The sequence below is a fragment of the Bacillus sp. AFS088145 genome (assembly GCF_002564465.1).
In the GTDB taxonomy this organism is placed as follows: Bacteria; Bacillota; Bacilli; order Bacillales; family Bacillaceae_G; genus Gottfriedia.
Genome location: NZ_NUUX01000009.1, coordinates 39226 through 62250 on the forward strand (window position 1 = coordinate 39226; position 23025 = coordinate 62250).

Below are 23025 nucleotides of genomic sequence, written 5' to 3' on the forward strand. Positions count from 1 at the left end.
ATGGGAAAAGGATATTTTGTTACTGGTATCGATACGAATATTGGAAAAACCTATGTTACTGCCCAAATGGTGGATTGCTTGCAGAAAAAAGGAATTGATGCAATACCCTATAAACCAATACAAAGTGGAGTCGTTAATATTAACAATAGACTCATAGGGGAAGATACAGCCTTTTATAAAGAGAAGCTAGAACTAACAGAAGAGCATGATTACTACAGTACATATACATTGAATACACCAGTCTCACCACATTTAGCTAGTAAACTAGAAGATGTCTATATTGATGAGCAAGTTATTTTAGAAAAATATAAGCAATTAGAAAATAAGCATGATGTTGTTTTTGTTGAAGGAGCGGGCGGAGTTGCGGTTCCGCTAAAAGAAAATTTTGGAACGATTGATTTAATAAAACTATTAAACTTACCAGTAATCCTTGTTACATCATTAAAGCTAGGAACAATTAATCATACTGTATTAACAACTGAATATTTAAAATCACATCAAATTAATCTAATGGGATTATTAATTAATAAAGTACCATCAGTTATGGGTGAAATGGAAAAAGATAATTTAGTTATGCTAGAAAAATTAACAGGTCATAACGTTCTTGGTGTTATACCGGAGCAGATGGATTTCTTTACGGAAGAATCTATTTTAGAATTTCAGCAATTATTAACAAAAAATTAATGAAATGGTGAGTGATCAAATGAATTGGACTAAATTAGCGCAAGAGGTTATTTTAGGTAAAGAAATTTCAGATGAGGAAGCTTTAAGCATATTGTCATGTGAAGATGATGATTTACTTTCACTTTTAAACGGTGCATTTATCATAAGGAAACATTATTATGGAAAAAAAGTTAAACTTAATATGATTATTAATGCTAAAAGTGGTTATTGTCCTGAGGATTGCGGTTATTGTTCCCAGTCTTCAATTTCTAGTGCACCTATTGAGAAATATCCTTTTCTATCTAAAGAAGAAATTCTTGATGGGGCAAAGCGTGCGTTTGAATTAAAAGCAGGTACATATTGCATTGTTGCAAGTGGGCGCGGACCAACGAATCGAGATGTAAATGTAGTAACTGATGCGGTTAAGGAAATTAAAGAATTGTATGGTTTGAAAGTATGTGCGTGTTTAGGTCTTATTAAGGATCATCAAGCAAATGAGCTTAAAGAAGCAGGTGTTGATCGATATAATCATAATTTAAATACATCAGCTGAGCACCATAATTACATAACAACAACCCATACATATCAGGATCGAATTGATACGGTTGAAAAAGTTAAACAATCAGGTATTTCTCCGTGTTCAGGAGCTATTATAGGGATGAAAGAAACGAAACAAGATGTTATTTCAATCGCGAGGTCATTACGACAATTGGATGCAGATTCCATTCCGGTAAACTTTTTACATGCTATTGATGGAACGAAACTAGAAGGTGTGAACGAATTAAATCCGCGTTATTGTTTAAAAGTATTGGCACTATTCCGTTTTATAAATCCAACGAAAGAAATTCGAATTTCTGGAGGACGAGAAGTAAATCTGCGTAGTTTACAACCACTAGGACTGTATGCTGCAAATAGTATTTTTATAGGCGATTATTTGACTACGGAGGGTCAGGAGACAAATAGTGACCATGCAATGCTTGAAGATTTAGGGTTTGAGATTGAGTTGGTTGGAAAACAAGAAGAGATATTTTCATAATAAAATAAAAAACGAAAATCTTAAAAACTTAGATTTTCGTTTTTTTTTTTATGAAGATAATTTGTATAAAAAATTATTCTAGAATAAAAAATGGTGATTTAAACTGATAAATACTGATCAATAATTCGATCAAGATCTAAATCTTCAGTGGATGATAAGACTAGATTAGCGTGGCATAAAATAGTTTTATCTCCAATCGCAACCGAGAACATATTAGCCCCGTTAATCGCATCAACACCTGCAGCAGCGTCTTCAACACCGATACAGTTTTCAGGTTTAGCAAATACAGCTTCAGCAGCTTTTAAAAATACCTCTGGGTTCGGCTTTGAATTAATAACAGTTGAGGCATCAACGATATGATCAAAATAATCAATAATTCCTAAAGCCTTAACTACCATTAATGCATTTTTGGAAGCAGATGCCATTGAAATTTTAATGCCCGCTTGTTTAATTTGTTTTAAGAATGATTCAATTCCAGGCAATAGGTCTTTTTCAGAAATATTACGGATTAATTCAACATAATGAGTATTCTTTTTTGTTGCTAATTCATTTTTTTCAACTTCGGTGAAATCATTTTGACGGTTTCCTAATTTTAGGATTCTTTCTAATGAATCGGTTCGACTTACACCTTTCAGCGTTTCATTAAACTCTCGGTCAAATGGTATTCCTAAGTCTTCACCTAGTTTTTTCCATGCTAAATAATGAAATTCAGCAGTATCTGTAATTACACCATCTAAATCAAAAATAAATGCTTCAATTTGTTTTTTCAAAATGATATCCTCCTATACTTCAATCAATTTAATTTTGCTACTGATTTTCGTTCTACTAGTTTTGTGGGAACAATAATATGCTCCGTATTTTCAGTTTTATTTTTAATATGTTTAAATAGTAAATCTGTAGCTATTTCTCCTAGCTTCATAACGGGAATCTCGATTCCTGTTAAAGGAGGAGAAAAAAGTGGTGAAAAAATTCCATTATTATAGCCTATAATTGATATATCTTTCGGAATAGATATTCCTAACTTGGAGGTTGTATTATAAAGTCCAATAACCTTTAGGTCATCTATTGCAAAAATTGCAGTAGGTAAATCTTTAGATTTCAAAAGTGATTCTGATGTTTCATAGGCTTTTTCCATTGTATATCCACTATCAATAATTCGATCTGAACGAAGTGGTATTCCGTTATCAATTAGACATTTTTTATATCCTTCCAAACGGTCTATTGATACATGATAATCAAGAGATGAATGAAGACAAGCAATGTCGGAATGTCCTTGATCTATCAAATGTTGGATTAATTGATAGCTATCATTAAAGTTATCAGTATCTACCGAATAGACATGTTGATAATTTCCTTCCACTCTCCCAATAACGACTACTGGGATTTCATATTTATCTAATTCTTTAAAAAATTCCTCATTTGCAGGTGAACTTAACATTAAAATTCCTTTTATCATTTTTCCGCGAATTTTTTCGATACACTTATCTAATTCATCTTTGCTATTTTTTGATGTTTGTATAATGACATCAAAATTTTCTACTTCTGATCTCGTTGATATAGAGTGAATAATTTCAGAGAAAAAGGTGTTACCAGCAGTTGTTTTTGTAGAACGAGACATAACCAAAATCGCATCAAAGCCTGCTGATGTAAGAGCACGAGCTAATTTATTTGGTTGGTAATTTAATTCTTCAATTGCCTTCATAACTCGGATACGGCTTTCTTCTGAAATATTATCTTTATTATTTAGTACACGAGATACAGTGGACTTTGAAACGTTAGCGACACGAGCAATATCATAAATTGTAGGGCCCATTTGTATTCTCCCCTTCTAATTTGAACTGATTAATAAAATAAAACCGTTTACATTTTATTGTTTATTATTATTTTTAAAAATATGAGGTGGATATATAAAATAAAAGTATATTTATATATCATTTGCACATATTATTGTAGGAGTGATTAATTGATAAAATCCTTCCTAGTATAACTGATAGTATCGATTTTTTTTAAAATTTGTCAAGACTGTGAAGATAAAAGATAAATATTATAGCAGGATTAACTTGTTAATCTTGTCATAATACTAGGCAATTATATGGAGAATAGAAAAAAGTACCAATAACAAAAAATTAGTAAAAAGATTAGGTTTTTAATAATTATTTTGAAAATAAGTTTTTAGTAAAAAAATATTGTACTTAACTTTTTTAAATTGACAGTAAGCGCTTTCTATAATATATTGATTGTGGGAGCGGTACCAATGTAAAGCTCAAATTTTTTTACATCTCTGTGGGAGCGATACCACAAGGAGGAATCATATGAGTAAAATAAAAGAAAGATTAGCTTTTATTTATGAAAACAAGGACATTGATCAACTTTATAGCGCAATCGTAAAACGAATTGAAGAAGCAAAAATAAAAATCACTAAAAAAAGGAAACTAAACTGGGACGAGTCAGATGTTGTTTTAATAACTTATGGTGATCAGTTTCAAGAAGAAGGAATTCCTACATTAGAAACTTTTAAGAAGATGTTTGATGAACATTTAGCAAATAAATTTGAACTTGTTCATATTTTACCTTTTTATCCTTACACATCAGATGATGGTTTTTCAGTAGTTGATTATAAAAAAGTAAATCCGGATTTAGGTGACTGGTCACATATTGAAAGTTTGTCGAATTCAGCAAGAATCATGTTTGATTATGTTTGTAATCATATCTCAAGTAAGAGTGAATGGTTTCAAAGCTATTTAAATGGTGATCCAAAATATAAAGACTACTTCATTGAAATGGATCCATCAATTGATTTAAGCTCAGTAACTAGACCTAGAGCACTTCCATTGCTATCAAAGTTTAAATTAGCGAATGGTGAGGAAAAATACATTTGGACAACATTTAGTGACGATCAAATTGATTTGAACTTTAGTAATCCACAAGTTTTATTAGATATGGTTGATGTTTTACTGTTTTACCTGGAACAAGGAGCAGAATATGTAAGGCTGGATGCTGTAGGGTATATGTGGAAAGAAGTTGGCACTTCTTGTATCCATCTTGAAAAAACACATGAAATCGTAAAATTATTCCGTGATTTATTAGATGAAGCTGCAAAGGGTACGGTAATGATTACTGAAACAAACGTACCTCATTTAGATAATATTTCTTACTTTGGAAATGGACATGATGAAGCACAAATGGTTTATCAATTTCCACTTCCGCCATTAGTTTTATATTCACTTCATAATGGAAATGGAAGTGTATTAACAAACTGGGCAAAAAATCTTGAAGGCTCTGGAGAGGATACAACTTTCTTTAATTTCTTGGCTTCTCATGATGGAATTGGTTTAAATCCGATTCGTGGAATAATCCCTGAAGAAGAAATACTTTCATTAGTAGAGGATTTAAAAGTAGAAGGTGCACTAGTAAATTATAAGAAAAATTCAGATGGTACTGAAAGTCCATATGAAATTAATGTAACTTACTTAGATGCTTTAAATAAACAATCATCAAGTGATGATCTAAGAGTAAAGAAATTCTTATTAGCACATTCAGTTTTATTAACATTCCAGGGAGTTCCAGCAATTTATATTCAAAGTATGCTTGGCTCTAGAAACGATTATGCAGGTGTAGAAAGAACAGGTATGAATCGTTCGATTAATCGCCAAAAATATTCACTAGTTGAAATTGAAAAAGAATTAAAAGAAGAAGGATCATTAAGAAATAAAGTTTTCACTGAATTAACGAAAATAATTCAAGTGCGTAAGGGTGAAAAATTATTTAATCCAGATGTAATAATGGAAGTACTTGAAGTTAATGAGAAAGTCTTTGCCATTAAACGTATAAATGAAGATGAGAGCATTGTCATTCTTCACAATCTATCAAATGAAGAAGTTAATTGTGATTTAAATGGAAAGTATATGAATATTTTAACTGGAGAAGTTGAAGAATTTAATGAATACATTTCTTTAGATCCATATCAATTCCTTTGGTTAAAACCAGTAAATTAGGAGGAAGAACAATGAAGAAATTTTTAAGTATGTTCTTGGTTTTAATGTTAGCCGTTGGATTAACAGCGTGTGGTGGCGGTAAAAAAGAGAATGGTAAAGTAACGATTGAATTTATGCATTCTTCTGTTGAACAAGAGAGATTAGCAGTAATTACTGATTTAATTTCTAAATTTGAAAAAGCAAACCCAAATATTACAGTAAAGCAAGTTCCAGTTGAGGAAGATTCTTACAATACGAAAGTTGTAACTTTGGCAAGCTCAGGCAAGCTTCCAGCGGTTATTGAAGTTGGACAAGACTATGCAAAAGTTATGGACAAGGACGAATTAATTGATAAAGATGCAGTTAAATCAATTATCTCTAAAGTTGGAGAAGATAAGTATTATGAAGGTGCGTTAAAGCTTTTAAAAACTGAGGACGGCAAAAATTATACTGGTGTTCCAATTAGTGGTTGGGTACAAGGAATTTGGTATAACAAGCAAATGCTTGCTGACAAAGGATTCGCAGAACCTAAAAATTGGGATGATGTTTTAAAGATTGCAAAGGCATTTACGAATAGTGGAAGTAAAAAATACGGTATTGCAATTCCAACTGCTGAAGGTGGTTTTTCTGAGCAAGCCTTCTCACAATTCGCTTTATCAAACAATGCAAATATGTTCGATAGCAAAGGTGATTTAACATTAAATACACCTGAAATGAAAGAAGCTTTAAACTACTATAAAGAATTATCCAAATATACAATGCCGGGTTCTAATGATGTTACAGAAGTAAAAGATGCTTTCATGAATGGATCTGCTCCAATGGCAGTTTATTCAACTTATATTCTTCCATCAGTGTATGAAGAAGGTAAAACAAACAATATTGGATTTGTAATTCCAACTGAAAAAACAAAAGCAGTTTATGGAACAGTATCTGCTTACACGATTTCTTCTGGTTTAGATGATGACCAAAAAGCTGCAGCAGAAAAATTAGTAGAGTTTATGGCAAAACCTGAAAATAATACGAAGTTAGTATTAATGTCTCCAGGTGGATCTCAACCAGTAAATAAAGAAGTAACAGAAAGCAAAGAATATAAAGAAAATAAAGTTGTAAATTCATTTGGTGAGCTTTCAACTGAAATCGCAAGCGCGTTTGATAACATTCAAGTATTTGGTCTTGTTGATAACAAGAACTTCTTAAAAATGGGTGATGTTACAAGTTCAGGTGCGGTTGCTAAGTTAATTAATGAAGTTACTGTAGGTGGAAAAAGCGTAGATTCTGCTATTAAAGAAGCAGGAGAAAAATTAAAGGGTGTATTAAAATAATTACTTTTAATTCAATATACCTAGTAATAGTAATTTGATTTCTTAATTAGTGAAAGTTGTTTATGAAGAACGAACGCTTGAAAAGCAAGCTAAGTTGCTTTTTAAACAACTTTTCTTTTATCACCAATCTAACCAGATAGGGAATAGATTGTTTTTTAGGAGGTAGCATGAAACCGATTGCCAAAAAAAAATCTGATATAAAACTAGCGCTAATACTTCTTTTACCAAGTATGTTCTTACTACTATTATTAGTTGCTTATCCGATGTTATCAAATATTAAAATAAGCTTTTTCGATCAACCGATTAATCCGAGATTAGGAGCTAAGTTTGTTGGTTTATCTCATTATACTGATGTTATAAAAGATATTGAGTTTTATAAATCTTTAGGTATTACCATTTTATATACCGTTTTAACTGTAGTTGGTAGTACAGTACTTGGGCTTGCTGTAGCGCTGTTCTTTAATCGCCCATTTAAGTTTCGTAAAACTGCTCGTTCATTAATTATTTTATCTTATGTGACACCTTCAATATCATTAGTTTTTGCTTGGAAATATATGTTCAATAACTCATATGGGATTATTAATTACTTAGGAACGGATGTTTTTCATCTATTTAAAAGTGCGCCACTATGGTTTGACAATCCAGTTAGTAGTTTTATAGTTGTAGTGGTTTTTGCAATTTGGAAGTATTTCCCTTACGCATTTATATCGTTTTTAGCAATTTTGCAAACGATTGATAAATCATTATACGAAGCTGCTGATATCGATGGGGCTTCACTATGGCAAAAGTTTAAAGTTGTAACTTTACCAGCGATTATGCCGGTATTATTAACGGTTGTAACTTTACGATTTATTTGGATGTTCTACATGTTTACAGATGTTTACTTATTAACAAACAAAGTAAATATTTTAGGTATTTATTTATATGAAACTGCGTTTGCTTTCAATAATCTAGGAAAAGCATCGTCAATTTCAGTAATCTTATTCATCATATTATTCATTGTTATTATCGTATCAAGAAAGAGGGTGAACTTAAATGGCAGCAGTAAGTAGTAAAAGAAACAAAATTATTAAAAAAACTGGTTTCTATGTTGTGTTGATTCTAATACTGGGAATCATGTTATTTCCATTCTTTATTATGCTAATGACGTCATTAAAAAGTTCAAAAGAAGCTATTGCAACAAATCCGACAATATTGCCACATGAATGGACTTTCCAGCATTATATTGACATTTTTAACCCAACAATTTTCCCATATATAAACTACTTCAAAAATAGTTTAATCGTTTCAATAATAGCAGCTTCATTATCTGTAGTACTTGGAATATTAGGAGCTTACGCATTATCGAAACTGAAATTTAAAGGAAGAGTCACAATTAATGCTAGTTTTTACACTGTATATATGTTTTCAGGGATTTTACTAGTAGTTCCTTTATTCAAAATAATTTCTGGCTTTGGCTTATATGATACAAAAATGGCATTGATTATTACGATGATTGTTCAAACTCTACCAACAGCGATTTTTATGTTAAAGAGTTATTTTGATACAATTCCTGAAGATTTGGAAGAAGCGGCTATGATTGATGGTCTTAGTCGATTAAAAATAATCTTCTATATTATTATTCCTTTGTCAATATCGGGAATCATTTCTGTTTTCGTATATGCATTTATGATTGCATGGAATGATTATTTATTTGCATCAATTTTCTTATCAAGTTCAGAAAACTTTACGTTACCAATCGGTTTAAATACTTTATTCAGTACACCAGATTATGTGTGGGGTCGTATGATGGCAGCATCTTTAGTTACTGCTTTACCAGTAGTTATTATGTATGCATTATCTGAGCACTTTATTAAAGGTAACTTAACTGAAGGTGGAGTAAAAGGTTAATTCGAAACAATTTTTTACTGAAAGGATGAAATAAAATGAAAAAATTAGTAGCAGTTGAACCAAGAGTTGCAGCATTAGTCGAGTACGAAGATCGCCTTGTACAACCAAATGAAGTAAAAATTAAAGTCGAATTTGCTTCACCAAAACATGGTACAGAAGTGGTTGATTTTAGAGGACTTAGTCCATTTATTGATGAAGAGTTCAATGAAGAATGGAAAATGTTTATGCCACGTGAAGAAGGAGCTGCTCGTGGAATCGTATTTGGTGAATTTCAATTAGGAAATATGGTTGTAGGTAGCATTTGTGAAATCGGTGATGAAGTGACTGAGTACAAATTAGGAGATCAAGTTTGTACTTATGGTCCAATCATGGAAACCGTAATCGTTAATGCTGTAGATAATTATAAATTACGTAAAATGCCAGAAGGTTCTTCATGGAAGAATGCAGTTTATTATGATCCAGCACAATTTGCAATGAGCGGAGTTAGGGATGCGAATGTTAGAGCGGGTGATTATGTAGTAGTTGTAGGACTAGGTGCAATTGGACAAATTGCTATCCAGTTAGCAAAGAAAGCTGGAGCTAGTATTGTAATTGGTGTAGATCCATTACAACATAGATGCGATATCGCGTTAAAAAATGGAGCGGATTATTGCTTCGATCCAATTAACTGCGATTTAGGATATGAAATTAAAAAAATTACTAATAAATTAGGTGCAGATTCAATCATTGAAACAAGTGGTGTATCAAGTTCACTGCAAGCAGCACTAAGAGGAATTGCATACGGTGGAACAATTTCTTATGTAGCTTTTGCTAAACCTTTCCCAGAAGGATTTAATCTTGGTCGTGAAGCACATTTTAACAATGCTAAAATTGTATTTTCAAGAGGTAGTAGTGAACCAAATCCGGATTATCCACGTTGGTCACGTAAACGAATCGAAAATACTTGTTGGGAATTATTAATGAATGGTTATTTAAATTGTGAAGATTTAATTGAACCAGTTGTTTCATTTGAAGAAGTAGCTGAATCGTATATGGAATTTGTTGATCAAAAGCCCGAGCTAAGCATTAAGATGGGTGTTCAATTTAAAAAATAATAAGAATATCAATCATTAAAATTATGGGAGTGTATTACACTCCCTTCTGTTTAGGAGTGGATTTCGTTGAAAATTGGAACACAAAATCAAGCATTTTTTCCAGAAAATATTAAAGAAAAATTTAAATACTTAAAAGAAATTGGTTTTGAAGGATTTGAAATCGATGGCAAGTTTTTAGTTGATAATTTAGAAGAAGTTAAGGAAGCAATTGCTGAGACTGGCTTACCGGTAACGACAGCTTGTGGTGGTTATTATGGTTGGATTGGTGATTTTATTGAAGAGCGTCGTTTAAAAGGTTTAGCAGATATTGAAGAAATTCTAAAAGCTTTAAAAGAAGTTGGAGGAAAAGGTATCGTTGTACCTGCAGCATGGGGAATGTTTACATTTAGATTGCCACCTATGTCTTCTCCAAGAAGTCTAGAAGGAGATCGTAAAGCAGTTACTGAATCACTAGTTTTTCTAGATAAAGTCGCAGGTGAAACAGGAACGACTATTTACTTAGAACCTTTAAACCGCTATCAGGATCATATGATTAATACTTTAGCTGATGCACGTAAATATATTGAAGATAATCAGTTTAAAAACGTTAAAATCATTGGAGATTTTTATCATATGAATATTGAGGAAGATGGTATTTCTGAGGCACTTCAAGCTAATCGTGATTTAGTTGAACATATTCACATCGCAGACAACCACCGTTTCCAGCCAGGAAGTGGATCTCTTGATTTCAAAAAGCATTTTGACCGACTTAAAGAAGATGGGTACGAAGGCTTTTTAACATTTGAATGTCGTGTAAGAGGAAATAACTTAGAAGATGAATATATTAAAGCATTTCATCATATAAAAGAAGCTTTAAAGGGTGAAGCATTGTGATTAAAAAGAAAGTAGCTATTATTGGCGGGGGCCAAATGGCTGAAAAAGTTCACGTTGCTTACTATAAAACTAGAGAAGATTTAGAAATAGTTGCCGTAGTCGGTGTAAATGAGGAAGCATTAAAGAGCTTTGCAGAGCGTAATGAGATTCCTAACTATTACACGGATGCTGCTGAAATGTATGCGAATGAAAAACCGGAAATTGTAAGTGTTTGCACCCCGAATAAATTTCATTTTGATAATGTAATGCAGGCATTAGAAAATAATTGTCATGTTTTTTGTGAAAAACCTCCTGCAATTTTGGCAGAGGATGCAAGAAAAATGCATGAAACAGCTTTAGAAAAAGGGCTTATCCTTGCTTATGATTTTCATCATCGATTTGCTGATGACGTAACGATTATAAAAGAAAAAATAGATCAAGGTTTATTAGGTCAAATTTATTTTGTAAAAGTAAAAGCTTTAAGACGTAATGGTATTCCTGGATGGGGTAGCTTTACTAATAAAGAAATTCAAGGTGGGGGACCTCTAATCGATTTGGGAATTCATATGCTTGATACTGCACTTTTCGTTATGAATTATCCAAAAGTAAAAAAAGTTACAGCAAAAATGTTTCAGAAGATTGGTACTAAGAAAGATGAAGGTGCATTTGGTAAATGGGACCCATCAAAATTTGAAGTAGAAGATTCTTTATTTTCTTTTATAGAGTTAGAGAATGGATGTTTAATTCAGCTTGAAACATCCTTTGCATTAAATATAAAAGAAAAATCAGAAATGAATGTAGAACTATGCGGAGAAGAAGCTGGTGCAACAATGTTCCCGGCTGAAATCTATACAGATGAAAAAGGTGAGCTTGTATCCCTATTAAAGAGAGAAGAGGCTGACCCTGACCGTCATACTAAAAGTATGGGAGCCTTTGTTAATCGTTGCTTAGGACACAACGTTATGGTAGCAGATGGAGAACAGGGTTATGCTATTCAACGACTTGTTGAAGCGATCTATCAATCAGCTGAAAAAGGTGAGAGTATATCTTTATGAATGAAGTAAATGTAATTAATGAAAAACAATTTGATTTACAGTGTATAAATAAATATGCAACGATCATGGCTCTTGGAAATGGGTATTTAGGTTTACGTGCTAGTCATGAGGAATATTATTCTGAACAAACTCGTGGTATGTATGTGGCAGGTATTTATAATAAATTTATATCTAATGATATTACAGAGCTAGTCAATCTGCCAGATTTAGTTGGCATAAAAATTGAAATAAATAATGATATATTTTCAGTTTTAACAGGAGAAGTACTATCTTATGACCGGACTTTAAATATGCAAAATGGAGAACTGACGAAAGAAGTTATCTGGAAAAACAAAGAAGGTAATCGCTTTTGTTTAAAATTCCAACGCTTTGTTTCAAAAGATAATTTACATTTATTTGCATCTAAAGTTAGTGTAGTCAGTTTAGATTGTAGTGCATCAATTAAAGTTACGACTGGTATCGATGCGCAAATGTCTAACTTTGGAAAGCAACATCTTTTAGAAGAAAATGTACGAGTTATTGATAGAAAAATAATGCATGCTGTATATAGAACAACTGAAAGCGATCACTCAATCGCAATGGCAACTTCATGTAAAGTTTCAAGTGAAAGTGATGTTTCTTTTGTGGCTAAAAACAGACAGCTTTTGACGATCATTAAACATGATTTAGTCGTTAATCAGCCGTTTGAATTAGAAAAAATAAGTGCTGTTTATACTTCAAATGACTTGTCTGTGGATGATCCAGCACTATCAAGTATTCATACTGTTCAAGAAAATCTTGATAATGGATACGATCGTCTATTAGTAAGCTCGTCTATAAAATGGAATGAGTTTTGGAAAAAGAAACGCGTAATCATTTCTTCTAAAGAAGCTATAGATCAAGTAGCATTAGATTTTTCACTTTACCATATTGAAATAATGACACCTGCACATGATGATCGCTTTAGCGTTGGAGCAAAAGGATTAACAGGTGAAGGATACAAAGGTCATGTATTCTGGGATACGGAAATCTTTATTGCACCGTTTCATTTGTTCACTGATCCGGATGTAACAAGAAACTTATTAAGATATCGCTATCTTCATATTAAAGAAGCAAAAGAGAAGGCTACTAAAAATGGCTATTCTGGATCTTTATTCCCATGGGAAAGTGCATTTTCTGGTATGGAAGAAACGCCAGAATATGCAGCTATTAATATACTAACGGGTAAACGCCAAAAAGTAGCTTCAGCTCTTGCTGAACATCACATTGTTGCTGACATTGCATATTCGGTTATTCAATACTATGAAAATACACTTGATGAATCATTTATGGCAAATGAAGGGCTTGAATTACTAAAAGAAACAGCACGATTTTGGATAAGTCGTACGACAGAAGAAAATCAAACACTTTCTATTAAAGATGTAATCGGACCAGATGAATATACTGAACATATTAATAATAATGCTTATACGAACTATATGGCTTATTATAATGTTCAACAAGCTTTGAGTTTTATGGGAAAATATAATAACATCGATGCTGAAATTATTGAGAGTGGTAAGGATTTTCTAAATCGACTTTACTTACCAAGACCAAATGCAGAGAATATTATTCCACAAGATGATACATTTTTATCAAAACCAGAAATTAATTTATCAAAATATAAACAAAAACAAGGTAGTCAGGCAATTCTTTTTGATTATTCACGTCAAGAAGTAAATGAGATGCAAATTTTAAAGCAAGCTGACGTAGTTATGCTATTATACCTTTTCCCTAACTTATTTGAAGAGGATGTTGTTAAAAAGAATTTGCACTATTATGAGGAGCATACAATTCATGATTCTTCACTTAGTAAAGCCATCCATGCAATTGTTGCTGCAAGATGTGGAGAAAAAGAAAATGCTTATCGATTCTTCCAAGAAGCTTGCTTAATCGATCTAGGTCCAAATCCGAAATCATCAGATGAAGGAATACATGCAGCATCTCTAGGTGCGAATTGGTTAGCAACCATATTTGGTTTTGCAAACGTTACGATAGAATCAAATAAGATAAAAATTAATCCTAACCTACCTAAAAACTGGGACAAACTTTCATTCCCGTTCCATTGGCAAGGTACAAATCTTGAGATTTCAATTACGCATGAATCTGTAACGGTAACAAAACAAACTGATACAGAAATTGTAATCGAAATTAATGGAGAATTATTTAACTTAACAGATCAAATTATCGCATCACTTTAAGGAGGAGGACAAATGAAAATAGTAATATTACCTGATTCCTTTAAAGAAAGCTTGGATGCAACGAATGTAGCTAATGCCATTCATAAAGGCTTTCATTCCGTATTCCCTAAAGCAGAGTATCATTTAGTACCATTAGCTGACGGAGGGGAGGGCACTGTTCAAGCTTTAATCGCATCAAATGGTGGAGAAGTAGAAACGATTAATGTAACAGGCCCTCTTAATGAAAGTGTTCAAGCTAAAATTGCATTTTCTAAAGATAATAAAACAGCATTTATAGAAATGGCTGAAGCCTGTGGTTTGCATCTTGTACCAATTGAAAAACGTGATCCTTTACAAACTACTTCCTTTGGTGTCGGCGAATTAATTCTTTATGCTATTGAGCGTGGAGCTTCTGAGCTTATTGTTGGTGTTGGAGGTAGCTCAACAAATGATGGTGGGATTGGTATGGCAACAGCGCTAGGTTACCAATTCTTCGATCAAAATGGTGAGAAAATTGAAAGCAATGGTGAGGCATTGTTAAGAGTAGCTTCAATGTCTGACGAAAATAAGTCACCACTACTAGACAATGTGAAAATCACTATTGCGGCAGATGTTGTTAATCCATTGATTGGAAGAAATGGAGCAACATATATATTTGGACCACAGAAAGGACTTTCTGCAGATCAATTAGCTACAATAGATGAAGCAATGGGAAATTTCTATCAGATTACTGAGCATTATCTAAATAAATCCGTCAAAGAGATTCCTGGTAGTGGAGCTGGTGGGGGCATGGGTGCAGGCCTAATGCTATTCGCAAATGCTTCAATAAAAAAAGGGATTGAACTGGTTCTTGAACAATTAAATGTTAAAGAAGTATGTAAGGATGCTGACATTGTAATTGTAGGAGAAGGTCGAATGGATGGACAAACAATTTATGGTAAAGCACCTGTTGGAGCGGCTGCTTGTGCCCCATCTAATGCGAAAGTAATTGCAATTTGTGGTAGTATCGGTGATGGAATAGAGGAATTGTATAAACACGGAATCGATGCTATTTTCCCTACGATTCCTGCAATCTTACCGCTTGAAAATATTATGAAAAACGCATTTGAAAATATTGAGAGAACTGCAAGAAATATTGCTGTATTGTTAAAATAATTGAAAATAAAAAAGCAGAAAAACATTGTATGGTTTTTCTGCTTTTTTATTGGATTTGCCCTTCTTTTAAAAATGACGAGGGCAGTTCTTTATTAACAAAATAAAATTCAAATTCTAGATAAAACTTCCCCACTAATTGCTCCAACAAGTACAATAACCCATGGTGGTAATTTCATCATTACTAACATACTAAATAAGACAGCTACGATTAGAAAGTCAACAATCGAAAATACAGAGCTTATCCATATTGGATTAATAAAAGCTGAAATTAAGATCCCAACTACTGCTGCGTTTACGCCTAATAAAACTCTCCTTAATTTCGAACTACGACGCATACTAGCCCAAAATGGGAGAGTACCTAAAATAAGTAAGAAAGCTGGTAAAAAGATGGCAATTGTTGCAATTAAACCTCCTCGCCAGCCCATCATTACAGTTCCTAAGTAGGATGCAAACGTAAATAATGGTCCAGGTACAGCCTGCGTGACCCCATATCCAGCCAAAAATGTTTCTTTGTTTAGCCATCCAGTAGGAACAAACTCACGTTCAAGTAGAGGGAGAACAACATGGCCACCACCAAATACCATAGATCCTGATCTGTAAAAACTGTCAAATATAGAAATCCATTTTGACGATGTAAATGAACTAATTAAGGGTAATAAAACTAATAATATAAAAAATATAGCCAAACAAATGATTGAAACTTTTTTTGATATATTCGTAACTAATCCAGTTTTATCACTATTTTCATTATCCTGATATAGAAAATATCCGCAAATTGAAGAAATTAAAATGACAGCAATTTGAGTGAATGTCGTTTGCCATATTAGTGTAGCGATCATTGCAAACAAAGCAAGAGCTTTCCTTTTTAAATCAGGCGTCAAGTTCTTCACCATACCTAAAATAGCCTGTGCAACAATCGGCACTGCAACCAGTTTTAATCCATGGATCCAACCGGAATTTTTTATATCCAAGTCTTGTAGTAATAATGCAAATAAGATAAGTGCAATGACTGATGGTAATGTAAATCCAATAAATGAGACAATGCCACCTAAGACCCCTGCCCGTATTACGCCAATACCAATGCCAACTTGGCTACTTGCTGGACCTGGTAAAAATTGTGACAAAGCGACTAGGTCAGCATAGTTTTGATCGTCAATCCACTTTTTTCTTCTTACATATTCTTCGCGAAAATAACCTAAATGAGCGATCGGTCCACCAAAAGAAGTTAAGCCCAGTTTAGTAGAAACAATAAGTATTTCTAACAAAAGAGATAACTTACTATTTTTATGATTAAGATTCATATTCCCTCCAACAACTGATATTAGGAATAGTATAGTTTGAATCAAAATCTAAACCAATCTCTTTTTATGAGAATTTACAAAAGATTAACAATCAAAGCTATTCTAATATCTGATAAACTATATATAATCTGTTTAAGTCTAGGAGGAATATAGATGGAAAGAATTGATATACAGTCATATGTAGAAAAGTATCCAATCCTAAAAAAACTGATGAACTTAGAGGAATACCTCTGGTTGAACCCAAATTTTGAGACGTTTCAAAAAGTAATGAAAATGTCACCACTTACTCAAGATGATGTAAACGACGCAGATGATCGATTAAAAAGGTTTGCCCCATATATATCAAAGGTTTTTCCCGAAACAAAAGATACAAATGGCATTATTGAGTCTCCTTTAGTACAAATTCCTTCCATGAAACAATCGTTAGAGAAAAATTTCCAACAAACTATATTAGGAGAATTATTTTTAAAATGTGATAGTCATTTACCAATATCAGGGTCAATTAAAGCAAGAGGTGGCATTTATGAAATATTAAAGCATGCCGAAAGCCTAGCTATAAAGCATCAGCTATTAACGATTGAAGATGATTACACAAAAATAGATAGTGATATTTTTAGAGATTTTTTCTCTACCTACTCAATTGCTGTAGGGTCCACTGGTAATTTAGGTATGAGCATTGGAATTATTAGTGCAAAGTTAGGTTTTAAAGTTACCGTACATATGTCAGCAGATGCAAAGCAATGGAAAAAAGATTTGCTTAGAAGTAAAAACGTAAATGTTATTGAGTACGAGGCGGATTATAGTAAGGCAGTAGAAGAAGGACGAATTCAAGCAGAAGCAGATCCTAATTGCTATTTTGTAGACGATGAAAATTCAAAAGATTTATTTTTAGGATATGCTGTAGCAGCTTCACGTTTAAAAAAGCAGTTTGAAGAATTAGACATGACAATTGATGAAAATCATCCATTATTTGTTTATTTACCTTGTGGAGTTGGAGGAGGACCTGGTGGTGTCGCATTTGGTCTGAAACTATTATTTAAAGATAATGTTCATATCTTTTTTGCCGAGCCAACTCATTCCCCTTGTATGTTGATTGGATTAATGACAGGACTTCACGATCAAGTTTCTGTACAAGATTTTGGCATTGATAATAAAACAGATGCAGATGGCCTAGCTGTAGGGAGACCATCTGGCTTTGTAGGAAAAATTATTGATCCTTTTTTAAGCGGTAGCTATACAATAAGTGATGAAAAACTATATACCATGTTAAAAGATTTAGTTGATACTGAGGATCTTTATTTAGAACCGTCTGCACTAGCTGGAATGATCGGTCCGATCAAATTATTTAAAGAGGGCAAAGATTACTTACTAAAAAATAATTTATTGGAAAAAATGGAAAATAGTACCCATGTCATTTGGGCTACAGGTGGTAGTATGGTACCGGAAAAAATGATGAAAGAGTACTATCAAAAAGGGTCTCTTTTTAAATAAAATAGATAGTGTAAAATTTTACTAATATTTTAAAAGTGAAAAAATTCTTTTAATGCAGAATAATTTGACATATATTTGTATATGTAAATAAGTTTTCTATTTAGATTTTTGACGCAAGATATTTTCTTTTTAATTGGTTCTGTTTAAAAATTGATAAATTACTTTAAAAAAGCCATTCCGTCATGAGCGGACTGGCTTCAGTGCATTTTATGTAATACCCTATTGGGTATTGGAATACTCGGTTTTATCTTAATTATCTAAACAGAGCTTCCAATTAAAAAGCACAAAACATATTCTCATTAGGAGCGATAAAATTGAACTTAGAAAAGTATTTTTCACAATTTAGAAAAGAGATTATTGGAAATGAAAAAACATTCTTATCGCCATTTGGTGAAAAGAAAATTATTTATTTAGATTGGGCTGCGAGCGGTAGGTTATATGGACCAGTTGAAGAAAAATTACTTTCAACTTTTGGGCCGTATGTTGCAAATACGCATACGGAATCAAATATAACTGGAAGCACGATGACGAATTGTTATCATGAAGCATTGCAGATCATAAAAGAGCATGTTAATGCAAGCGCTTCCGACACAATCATAACTGATGGATCAGGTATGACTGGCGTTATGAATAAGTTTCAACGGATTTTAGGGTTGAAAATTCATGAAAACTTCCATTTCCGTTTAAGTTTACCTGAGGAAGAAAGACCGGTTGTTTTTATAACAAGTATGGAGCATCATAGCAATCATACTTCGTGGTTGGAAACGATTTGTGACGTAGAAGTTGTACCTAATTGTTCTAATAATGTAATCGATTTAAATTATTTAAGAAATCGACTTGAGTTTTATAAAAATAAGCGAAAATTAATTGGATCTTTCAGTGCTTGTTCTAATGTATCTGGATTAATTACACCTTATCATAAGCTAGCTAGACTAATGCATGAATATAATGGCGTTTGTTTTGTGGATTTCTCAGCTTCTGCGCCATATGTTGACATTGATATGCATCCTAGTGATCCGATGGAAAAACTTGATGCAATTCTGTTTTCTCCACACAAGTTTTTAGGAGGACCTGGTAGTAGTGGAGTTTTAGTATTTGACTCTTCAATGTATCAAAATAAAATTCCAGATCATCCAGGCGGAGGAACTGTTGAATGGACAAATCCATGGGGTGAGAAAAAATACATTAACAATATTCGTGAAAGAGAAGATGGAGGTACTCCAGGATTTCTGCAAACAATTAGAACAGCTCTTGCAATTAAGGTGAAAAATGCAATGGGTACAGCGAATATCTTAAATCGTGAAGAAGAATTGGCACACATCGTTTTAGATGAACTTAGAACAATTGAAAATGTAGTGTTACTCGAAGATTCAAGTAATCCACGATTAGGTTTTTATTCTTTTTATTTAAAAGATATTCATCATAATTTAGTAGTTAGATTATTAAATGATCGTTATGGAATTCAAGTACGAGGTGGTTGTTCATGTGCGGGTACTTATGGACATATGCTACTGAATATTACAAGAGAAATGTCTAAAGCAATCACAGATCAAATTGATAATGGCAATATTAGCGCAAAGCCTGGTTGGATTCGAATGAGTGTCCATCCAACAACCACGAATGAAGAAGTAGTCATATTTACTAATGCTTTAAAAGATATCATTCAAAACATTGGTGAATGGTCTAATGATTATATTTATTTAAAAGAGAAAAATGACTTTATCCATAAAGACGAAACAGTTATGGATGTAAGTACTTACTTTGAGATTGAAATGACTGTAAAATCTTAATTTCTCAAGTTGCTCGAAAAAAGATCACATTATTTATTGTGATCTTTTTTGATCATATCTACTATAACTCACTAAAAGAAGATTAATTTATATAAAATTAATTGATTGACATTATACCCTATTGGGTATATTTTCTAAGTAAGAATATTGAACATATATTCTAAAAAAATGGTTAAGCTTAGTTTTATAAGTTAGGGGTGATTTAATGAAATATGATGATCCAGTAAAAAATAGAATAAAGCGAATTGAGGGACAGATTCGTGGAATTTTAAAAATGATGGAAGAAGACAAAGACTGTAAAGATGTCATTACACAGTTATCAGCAGTTAAATCAGCTTTGGATCGTACGATTGGCGTAATTGTAAGCTCAAACTTAGTTGATTGTGTCCGAAATGCGAATGAAAACGGGCAAGATGCCGAAGATCTAGTGAAAGAAGCAGTAAATTTACTTGTAAAAAGTAGATAATATATGGTTTGACACAATTTTTTATTTTTAATATCATATACCCATAGGGGTAATAGTATATATAAGATATATTTTTTTGTTTTGTAATATACCCTAATGGGTATAAAGAACGATAAGGAGAAAGAATATGACAACTAAGAAAACAAATATCATTTTATTTAGTGGAGATTATGATAAAGCAATGGCCGCCTACATTATTGCGAACGGTGCAGCAGCTTTTGATCATGAAGTAACTATTTTTCATACATTTTGGGGATTAAATGCTTTACGAAAAGGTGAACATGTAGCAACAAAAAAAGGTTTTATTGAAAAGATGTTTGGAAAGATGATGCCTAGAGGCGCTGATAAAATGGGCCTTTCTAAAATGAATTTTGCTGGTTTTGGACCAAAGATGATTAAGGATATTATTAAAAAGCATAATGCATTGCCTTTACCACAATTAATTGAAATGGCACAAGAACAAGATATAAATTTAGTAGCATGTACAATGACGATGGATCTGTTAGGTCTACAAAACGAAGAGTTATTAGAAAATATTCAGTATGCTGGAGTTGCCGCCTACATTGGTGAAGCAGAAGAAGGTCAAGTTAACTTATTTATTTAAATAGAAAGGATTGAAAAAAATGAAAGAAATTACTGCGATTGAGCTTGAAAACGATTTAAAAACTGGAAAAGTAGTAAATATTATCGATGTTCGTGAGGTAGATGAAGTTGCAGCTGGAAAAATCCGAGAAGCTATTCATATTCCACTTGGATTAATTGAATTTCGTTTACACGAATTAGATAAATCAAAGGAATATATTATGGTTTGTCGTTCAGGTGCTAGAAGTGGCCGTGCAACAGAATTCCTTCATTCTCAAGGGTTCAACGTTAAAAACATGGTAGGCGGAATGCTTTCTTGGTTCGGTAACGTAGAATAATTTTTTTTGATTAAATAAATACCCCAAGTGGTATTCTAAGTGCGGAGGTCATAATATGGAGTTCATTAAAACAAACATGAAATTAGATGCAAAAGGATTAGCTTGTCCAATGCCGATTGTAAAGACTAGAAAAGCAATGAAGGATTTAGATAATGGGCAAGTAATCGAGGTTCAAGCGACTGATAAAGGTTCAAAAGCAGACATTAAAGCTTGGGCGGAAAGCACTGGAAATCAATACTTAGGAACAATCGAAAATGGAGAAGTATTACTTCATTATTTAAGAAAATCTTCAGATGAAAATACAATTGAAAAAAGATTTGAAAACGTCATTTCAAACGATCAATTAAGTCAAAAGCTACAAAACGAAAATATAATCGTTTTAGATGTAAGAGAAGAAGCAGAATTTGTATTTAATCATATACCAAATGCGGTATCAATCCCTTTAGGTGAATTAGAGAAACGTATGAGAGAATTAAATAAAGAAAATGAAATATATATCGTTTGCAGAACTGGAAACCGTAGTGATCTTGCTGCTCAATTACTAGTTTCTAGCGGCTTTACTAACGTGTTTAATGTCATACCTGGAATGACTGAGTGGTCTGGGGAAACAGCAAGCATAAAAGGTTAATCTAATTTTTTTTGAAAGAAAATATACTATGGGGGGTATAAAAGATGGCAGTCACAGCAATGTCTGCAAAAGAGATTACAAAAAAAATATTTGATAAAGAAGAACTATTTATTCTAGATGTAAGAAATACTGATGATTATAATGATTGGAAAATAGAAGGTTCAAATTTTGAACATTTAAATATACCTTATTTTGATTTACTTGATGGGGTTGAAGACATTTTAGAAAAGATTCCTACAAGTACAGATGTTTTAGTTGTGTGTGCTAAAGAAGGATCTTCCATCATGATTGCAGAGATGCTTTCAGACGAGGGACTAGACGTAGCCTATCTTAAAGGCGGAATGAAAGAGTGGAGTGAACATTTAGAGCCAGTAAAAATTGCAGATTTGAAAAATGGAGGAGAGCTGTATCAATTTGTCAGAATCGGTAAGGGATGTTTATCCTACATGGTTATCTCAAATAATGAGGCTGCTATAATAGATTCTACTCGAATGACGGATATCTATATTGATTTTGCAAATACAAAGAGCGCAAAAATTACAAATGTATTTGATACTCACCTTCATGCAGACCATATTTCTGGTGGAAGAAAAATTGCTGAGATTACGGGAGCAACATACTGGTTACCACCAAAGGATGCTAAAGAGCTTACTTTTGAATATAGTCCATTAGAAGATGGTAATAAGGTAATGATTGGTGAAACAGCAATCAGTATTGAGGCTTTTTATTCACCAGGTCATACAATCGGATCAACTTCATTTGTTATTGATGAAAAGTTCTTATTTTCTGGTGATATTTTATTTATCGATTCAATTGGAAGACCCGATCTTGCTGGTATGGCAGAGGATTGGGTAGGGGACTTACGCGAAACCCTTTATAAAAAATACCGAAATTTATCGCTTGAATTAATCGTGCTACCATCACATTTTATGGTGATTAGTGAATTGAACGAGGATGGTAGTGTTTATAAAAAATTAGGATATTTATTTGATCAGAATCATGGATTGAACATTGAAAGTGAAAGTGAGTTTAGAAAGTTAGTAACTGAGAACTTACCGCCACAACCAAACTCATATCAAGAAATCCGTGAAGTTAATATGGGCAAAATTAGTTTAAATGAAGAAAAACAGAGAGAAATGGAAATTGGTCCAAATCGCTGTGCAGTACGATAATGAGACTTGGAGGAGAAT

Annotated in this window: 21 protein-coding genes; 18 read left to right on the top strand and 3 right to left on the bottom strand. The window is 32.7% G+C overall.

Annotation, left to right across the window (positions count from 1 at the left end):
* Positions 1 to 684 (top strand): dethiobiotin synthase, encoded by a 684-nt coding sequence (gene bioD / locus COI44_RS06280; protein WP_179887029.1) that lies wholly within the window; start codon positions 1 to 3, stop codon positions 682 to 684.
* A 19-nt stretch (positions 685 to 703) separates the two neighbouring features.
* On the top strand, positions 704 to 1699 hold the full coding sequence (bioB, locus tag COI44_RS06285) for a biotin synthase BioB (RefSeq protein WP_098427154.1): 996 nt from the start codon (positions 704 to 706) through the stop codon (positions 1697 to 1699).
* Positions 1700 to 1797: 98 nt separating this feature from the next.
* Here the strand turns inward: bioB and pgmB are convergent, their stop codons facing one another.
* A complete protein-coding gene (pgmB, locus tag COI44_RS06290; RefSeq protein ID WP_098427155.1) occupies positions 1798 to 2469 on the bottom strand; it encodes a beta-phosphoglucomutase in 672 nt (223 codons plus the stop codon).
* A gap of 23 nt (positions 2470 to 2492) precedes the next feature.
* The gene (locus tag COI44_RS06295; RefSeq protein ID WP_098427156.1) at positions 2493 to 3512 is read right to left on the bottom strand and encodes a LacI family DNA-binding transcriptional regulator; all 1020 of its coding nucleotides are present in this window, start codon (positions 3510 to 3512) and stop codon (positions 2493 to 2495) included.
* Between the two features lie 499 nt (positions 3513 to 4011).
* Between COI44_RS06295 and COI44_RS06300 the strand changes: the two genes are divergently transcribed.
* From COI44_RS06300 to COI44_RS06340, 9 genes are all read left to right on the top strand, one after another.
* On the top strand, positions 4012 to 5694 hold the full coding sequence (locus tag COI44_RS06300) for an alpha-amylase family glycosyl hydrolase (protein WP_098427157.1): 1683 nt from the start codon (positions 4012 to 4014) through the stop codon (positions 5692 to 5694).
* Between the two features lie 11 nt (positions 5695 to 5705).
* Positions 5706 to 6995 (top strand): ABC transporter substrate-binding protein, encoded by a 1290-nt coding sequence (locus COI44_RS06305; RefSeq protein WP_098427158.1) that lies wholly within the window; start codon positions 5706 to 5708, stop codon positions 6993 to 6995.
* Positions 6996 to 7162: 167 nt separating this feature from the next.
* Positions 7163 to 8047, top strand: a complete 885-nt coding sequence (locus COI44_RS06310; RefSeq protein ID WP_098427159.1) for a carbohydrate ABC transporter permease — start codon at positions 7163 to 7165, stop codon at positions 8045 to 8047.
* Positions 8031 to 8885: a carbohydrate ABC transporter permease gene (locus tag COI44_RS06315; protein ID WP_098427160.1), complete on the top strand. Its 855-nt coding sequence runs from the start codon at positions 8031 to 8033 to the stop codon at positions 8883 to 8885. Before COI44_RS06310 ends, COI44_RS06315 begins: the two co-directional genes overlap by 17 nt.
* Before the next feature lie 35 nt (positions 8886 to 8920).
* Positions 8921 to 9979: a zinc-dependent alcohol dehydrogenase gene (locus tag COI44_RS06320; protein ID WP_097976743.1), complete on the top strand. Its 1059-nt coding sequence runs from the start codon at positions 8921 to 8923 to the stop codon at positions 9977 to 9979.
* A gap of 66 nt (positions 9980 to 10045) precedes the next feature.
* Entirely contained in the window at positions 10046 to 10852 is an 807-nt protein-coding gene (locus tag COI44_RS06325) for a sugar phosphate isomerase/epimerase family protein (protein WP_097976742.1), read from the top strand.
* Positions 10852 to 11886, top strand: a complete 1035-nt coding sequence (locus tag COI44_RS06330; RefSeq protein ID WP_098427287.1) for a Gfo/Idh/MocA family protein — start codon at positions 10852 to 10854, stop codon at positions 11884 to 11886. Before COI44_RS06325 ends, COI44_RS06330 begins: the two co-directional genes overlap by 1 nt.
* Positions 11883 to 14105, top strand: coding sequence for a glycoside hydrolase family 65 protein (locus tag COI44_RS06335; RefSeq protein WP_098427161.1), 2223 nt, complete (start codon positions 11883 to 11885; stop codon positions 14103 to 14105). The genes COI44_RS06330 and COI44_RS06335 overlap by 4 nt, the downstream gene beginning before the upstream one ends.
* A gap of 12 nt (positions 14106 to 14117) precedes the next feature.
* Entirely contained in the window at positions 14118 to 15239 is a 1122-nt protein-coding gene (locus COI44_RS06340; protein WP_098427162.1) for a glycerate kinase, read from the top strand.
* Between the two features lie 107 nt (positions 15240 to 15346).
* Here the strand turns inward: COI44_RS06340 and COI44_RS06345 are convergent, their stop codons facing one another.
* On the bottom strand, positions 15347 to 16540 hold the full coding sequence (locus COI44_RS06345; RefSeq protein WP_098427163.1) for a chromate transporter: 1194 nt from the start codon (positions 16538 to 16540) through the stop codon (positions 15347 to 15349).
* Between the two features lie 153 nt (positions 16541 to 16693).
* Here COI44_RS06345 and COI44_RS06350 point away from each other — a divergent pair, with 153 nt between their 5' ends.
* The 7 genes from COI44_RS06350 to COI44_RS06380 all read left to right on the top strand — a co-directional run bounded on the left by COI44_RS06350 (position 16694) and on the right by COI44_RS06380 (position 23007).
* Positions 16694 to 18031, top strand: coding sequence for a D-serine ammonia-lyase (locus tag COI44_RS06350; RefSeq protein ID WP_098427164.1), 1338 nt, complete (start codon positions 16694 to 16696; stop codon positions 18029 to 18031).
* A gap of 314 nt (positions 18032 to 18345) precedes the next feature.
* The gene (locus COI44_RS06355; protein ID WP_098427165.1) at positions 18346 to 19821 is read left to right on the top strand and encodes an aminotransferase class V-fold PLP-dependent enzyme; all 1476 of its coding nucleotides are present in this window, start codon (positions 18346 to 18348) and stop codon (positions 19819 to 19821) included.
* Between the two features lie 205 nt (positions 19822 to 20026).
* Positions 20027 to 20287, top strand: coding sequence for a metal-sensitive transcriptional regulator (locus tag COI44_RS06360; protein ID WP_098427166.1), 261 nt, complete (start codon positions 20027 to 20029; stop codon positions 20285 to 20287).
* A 127-nt stretch (positions 20288 to 20414) separates the two neighbouring features.
* On the top strand, positions 20415 to 20891 hold the full coding sequence (locus COI44_RS06365) for a DsrE/DsrF/DrsH-like family protein (RefSeq protein WP_098427167.1): 477 nt from the start codon (positions 20415 to 20417) through the stop codon (positions 20889 to 20891).
* A 19-nt stretch (positions 20892 to 20910) separates the two neighbouring features.
* Positions 20911 to 21207 carry a rhodanese-like domain-containing protein gene (locus tag COI44_RS06370; protein ID WP_098427168.1) on the top strand — a complete coding sequence of 99 codons (297 nt, stop codon included), beginning with the start codon at positions 20911 to 20913 and terminating at the stop codon, positions 21205 to 21207.
* A gap of 55 nt (positions 21208 to 21262) precedes the next feature.
* On the top strand, positions 21263 to 21835 hold the full coding sequence (locus COI44_RS06375; protein WP_098427169.1) for a sulfurtransferase TusA family protein: 573 nt from the start codon (positions 21263 to 21265) through the stop codon (positions 21833 to 21835).
* 44 nt (positions 21836 to 21879) lie between these two features.
* Entirely contained in the window at positions 21880 to 23007 is a 1128-nt protein-coding gene (locus COI44_RS06380; protein WP_098427170.1) for an MBL fold metallo-hydrolase, read from the top strand.
* Positions 23008 to 23025 lie beyond the last annotated feature (18 nt).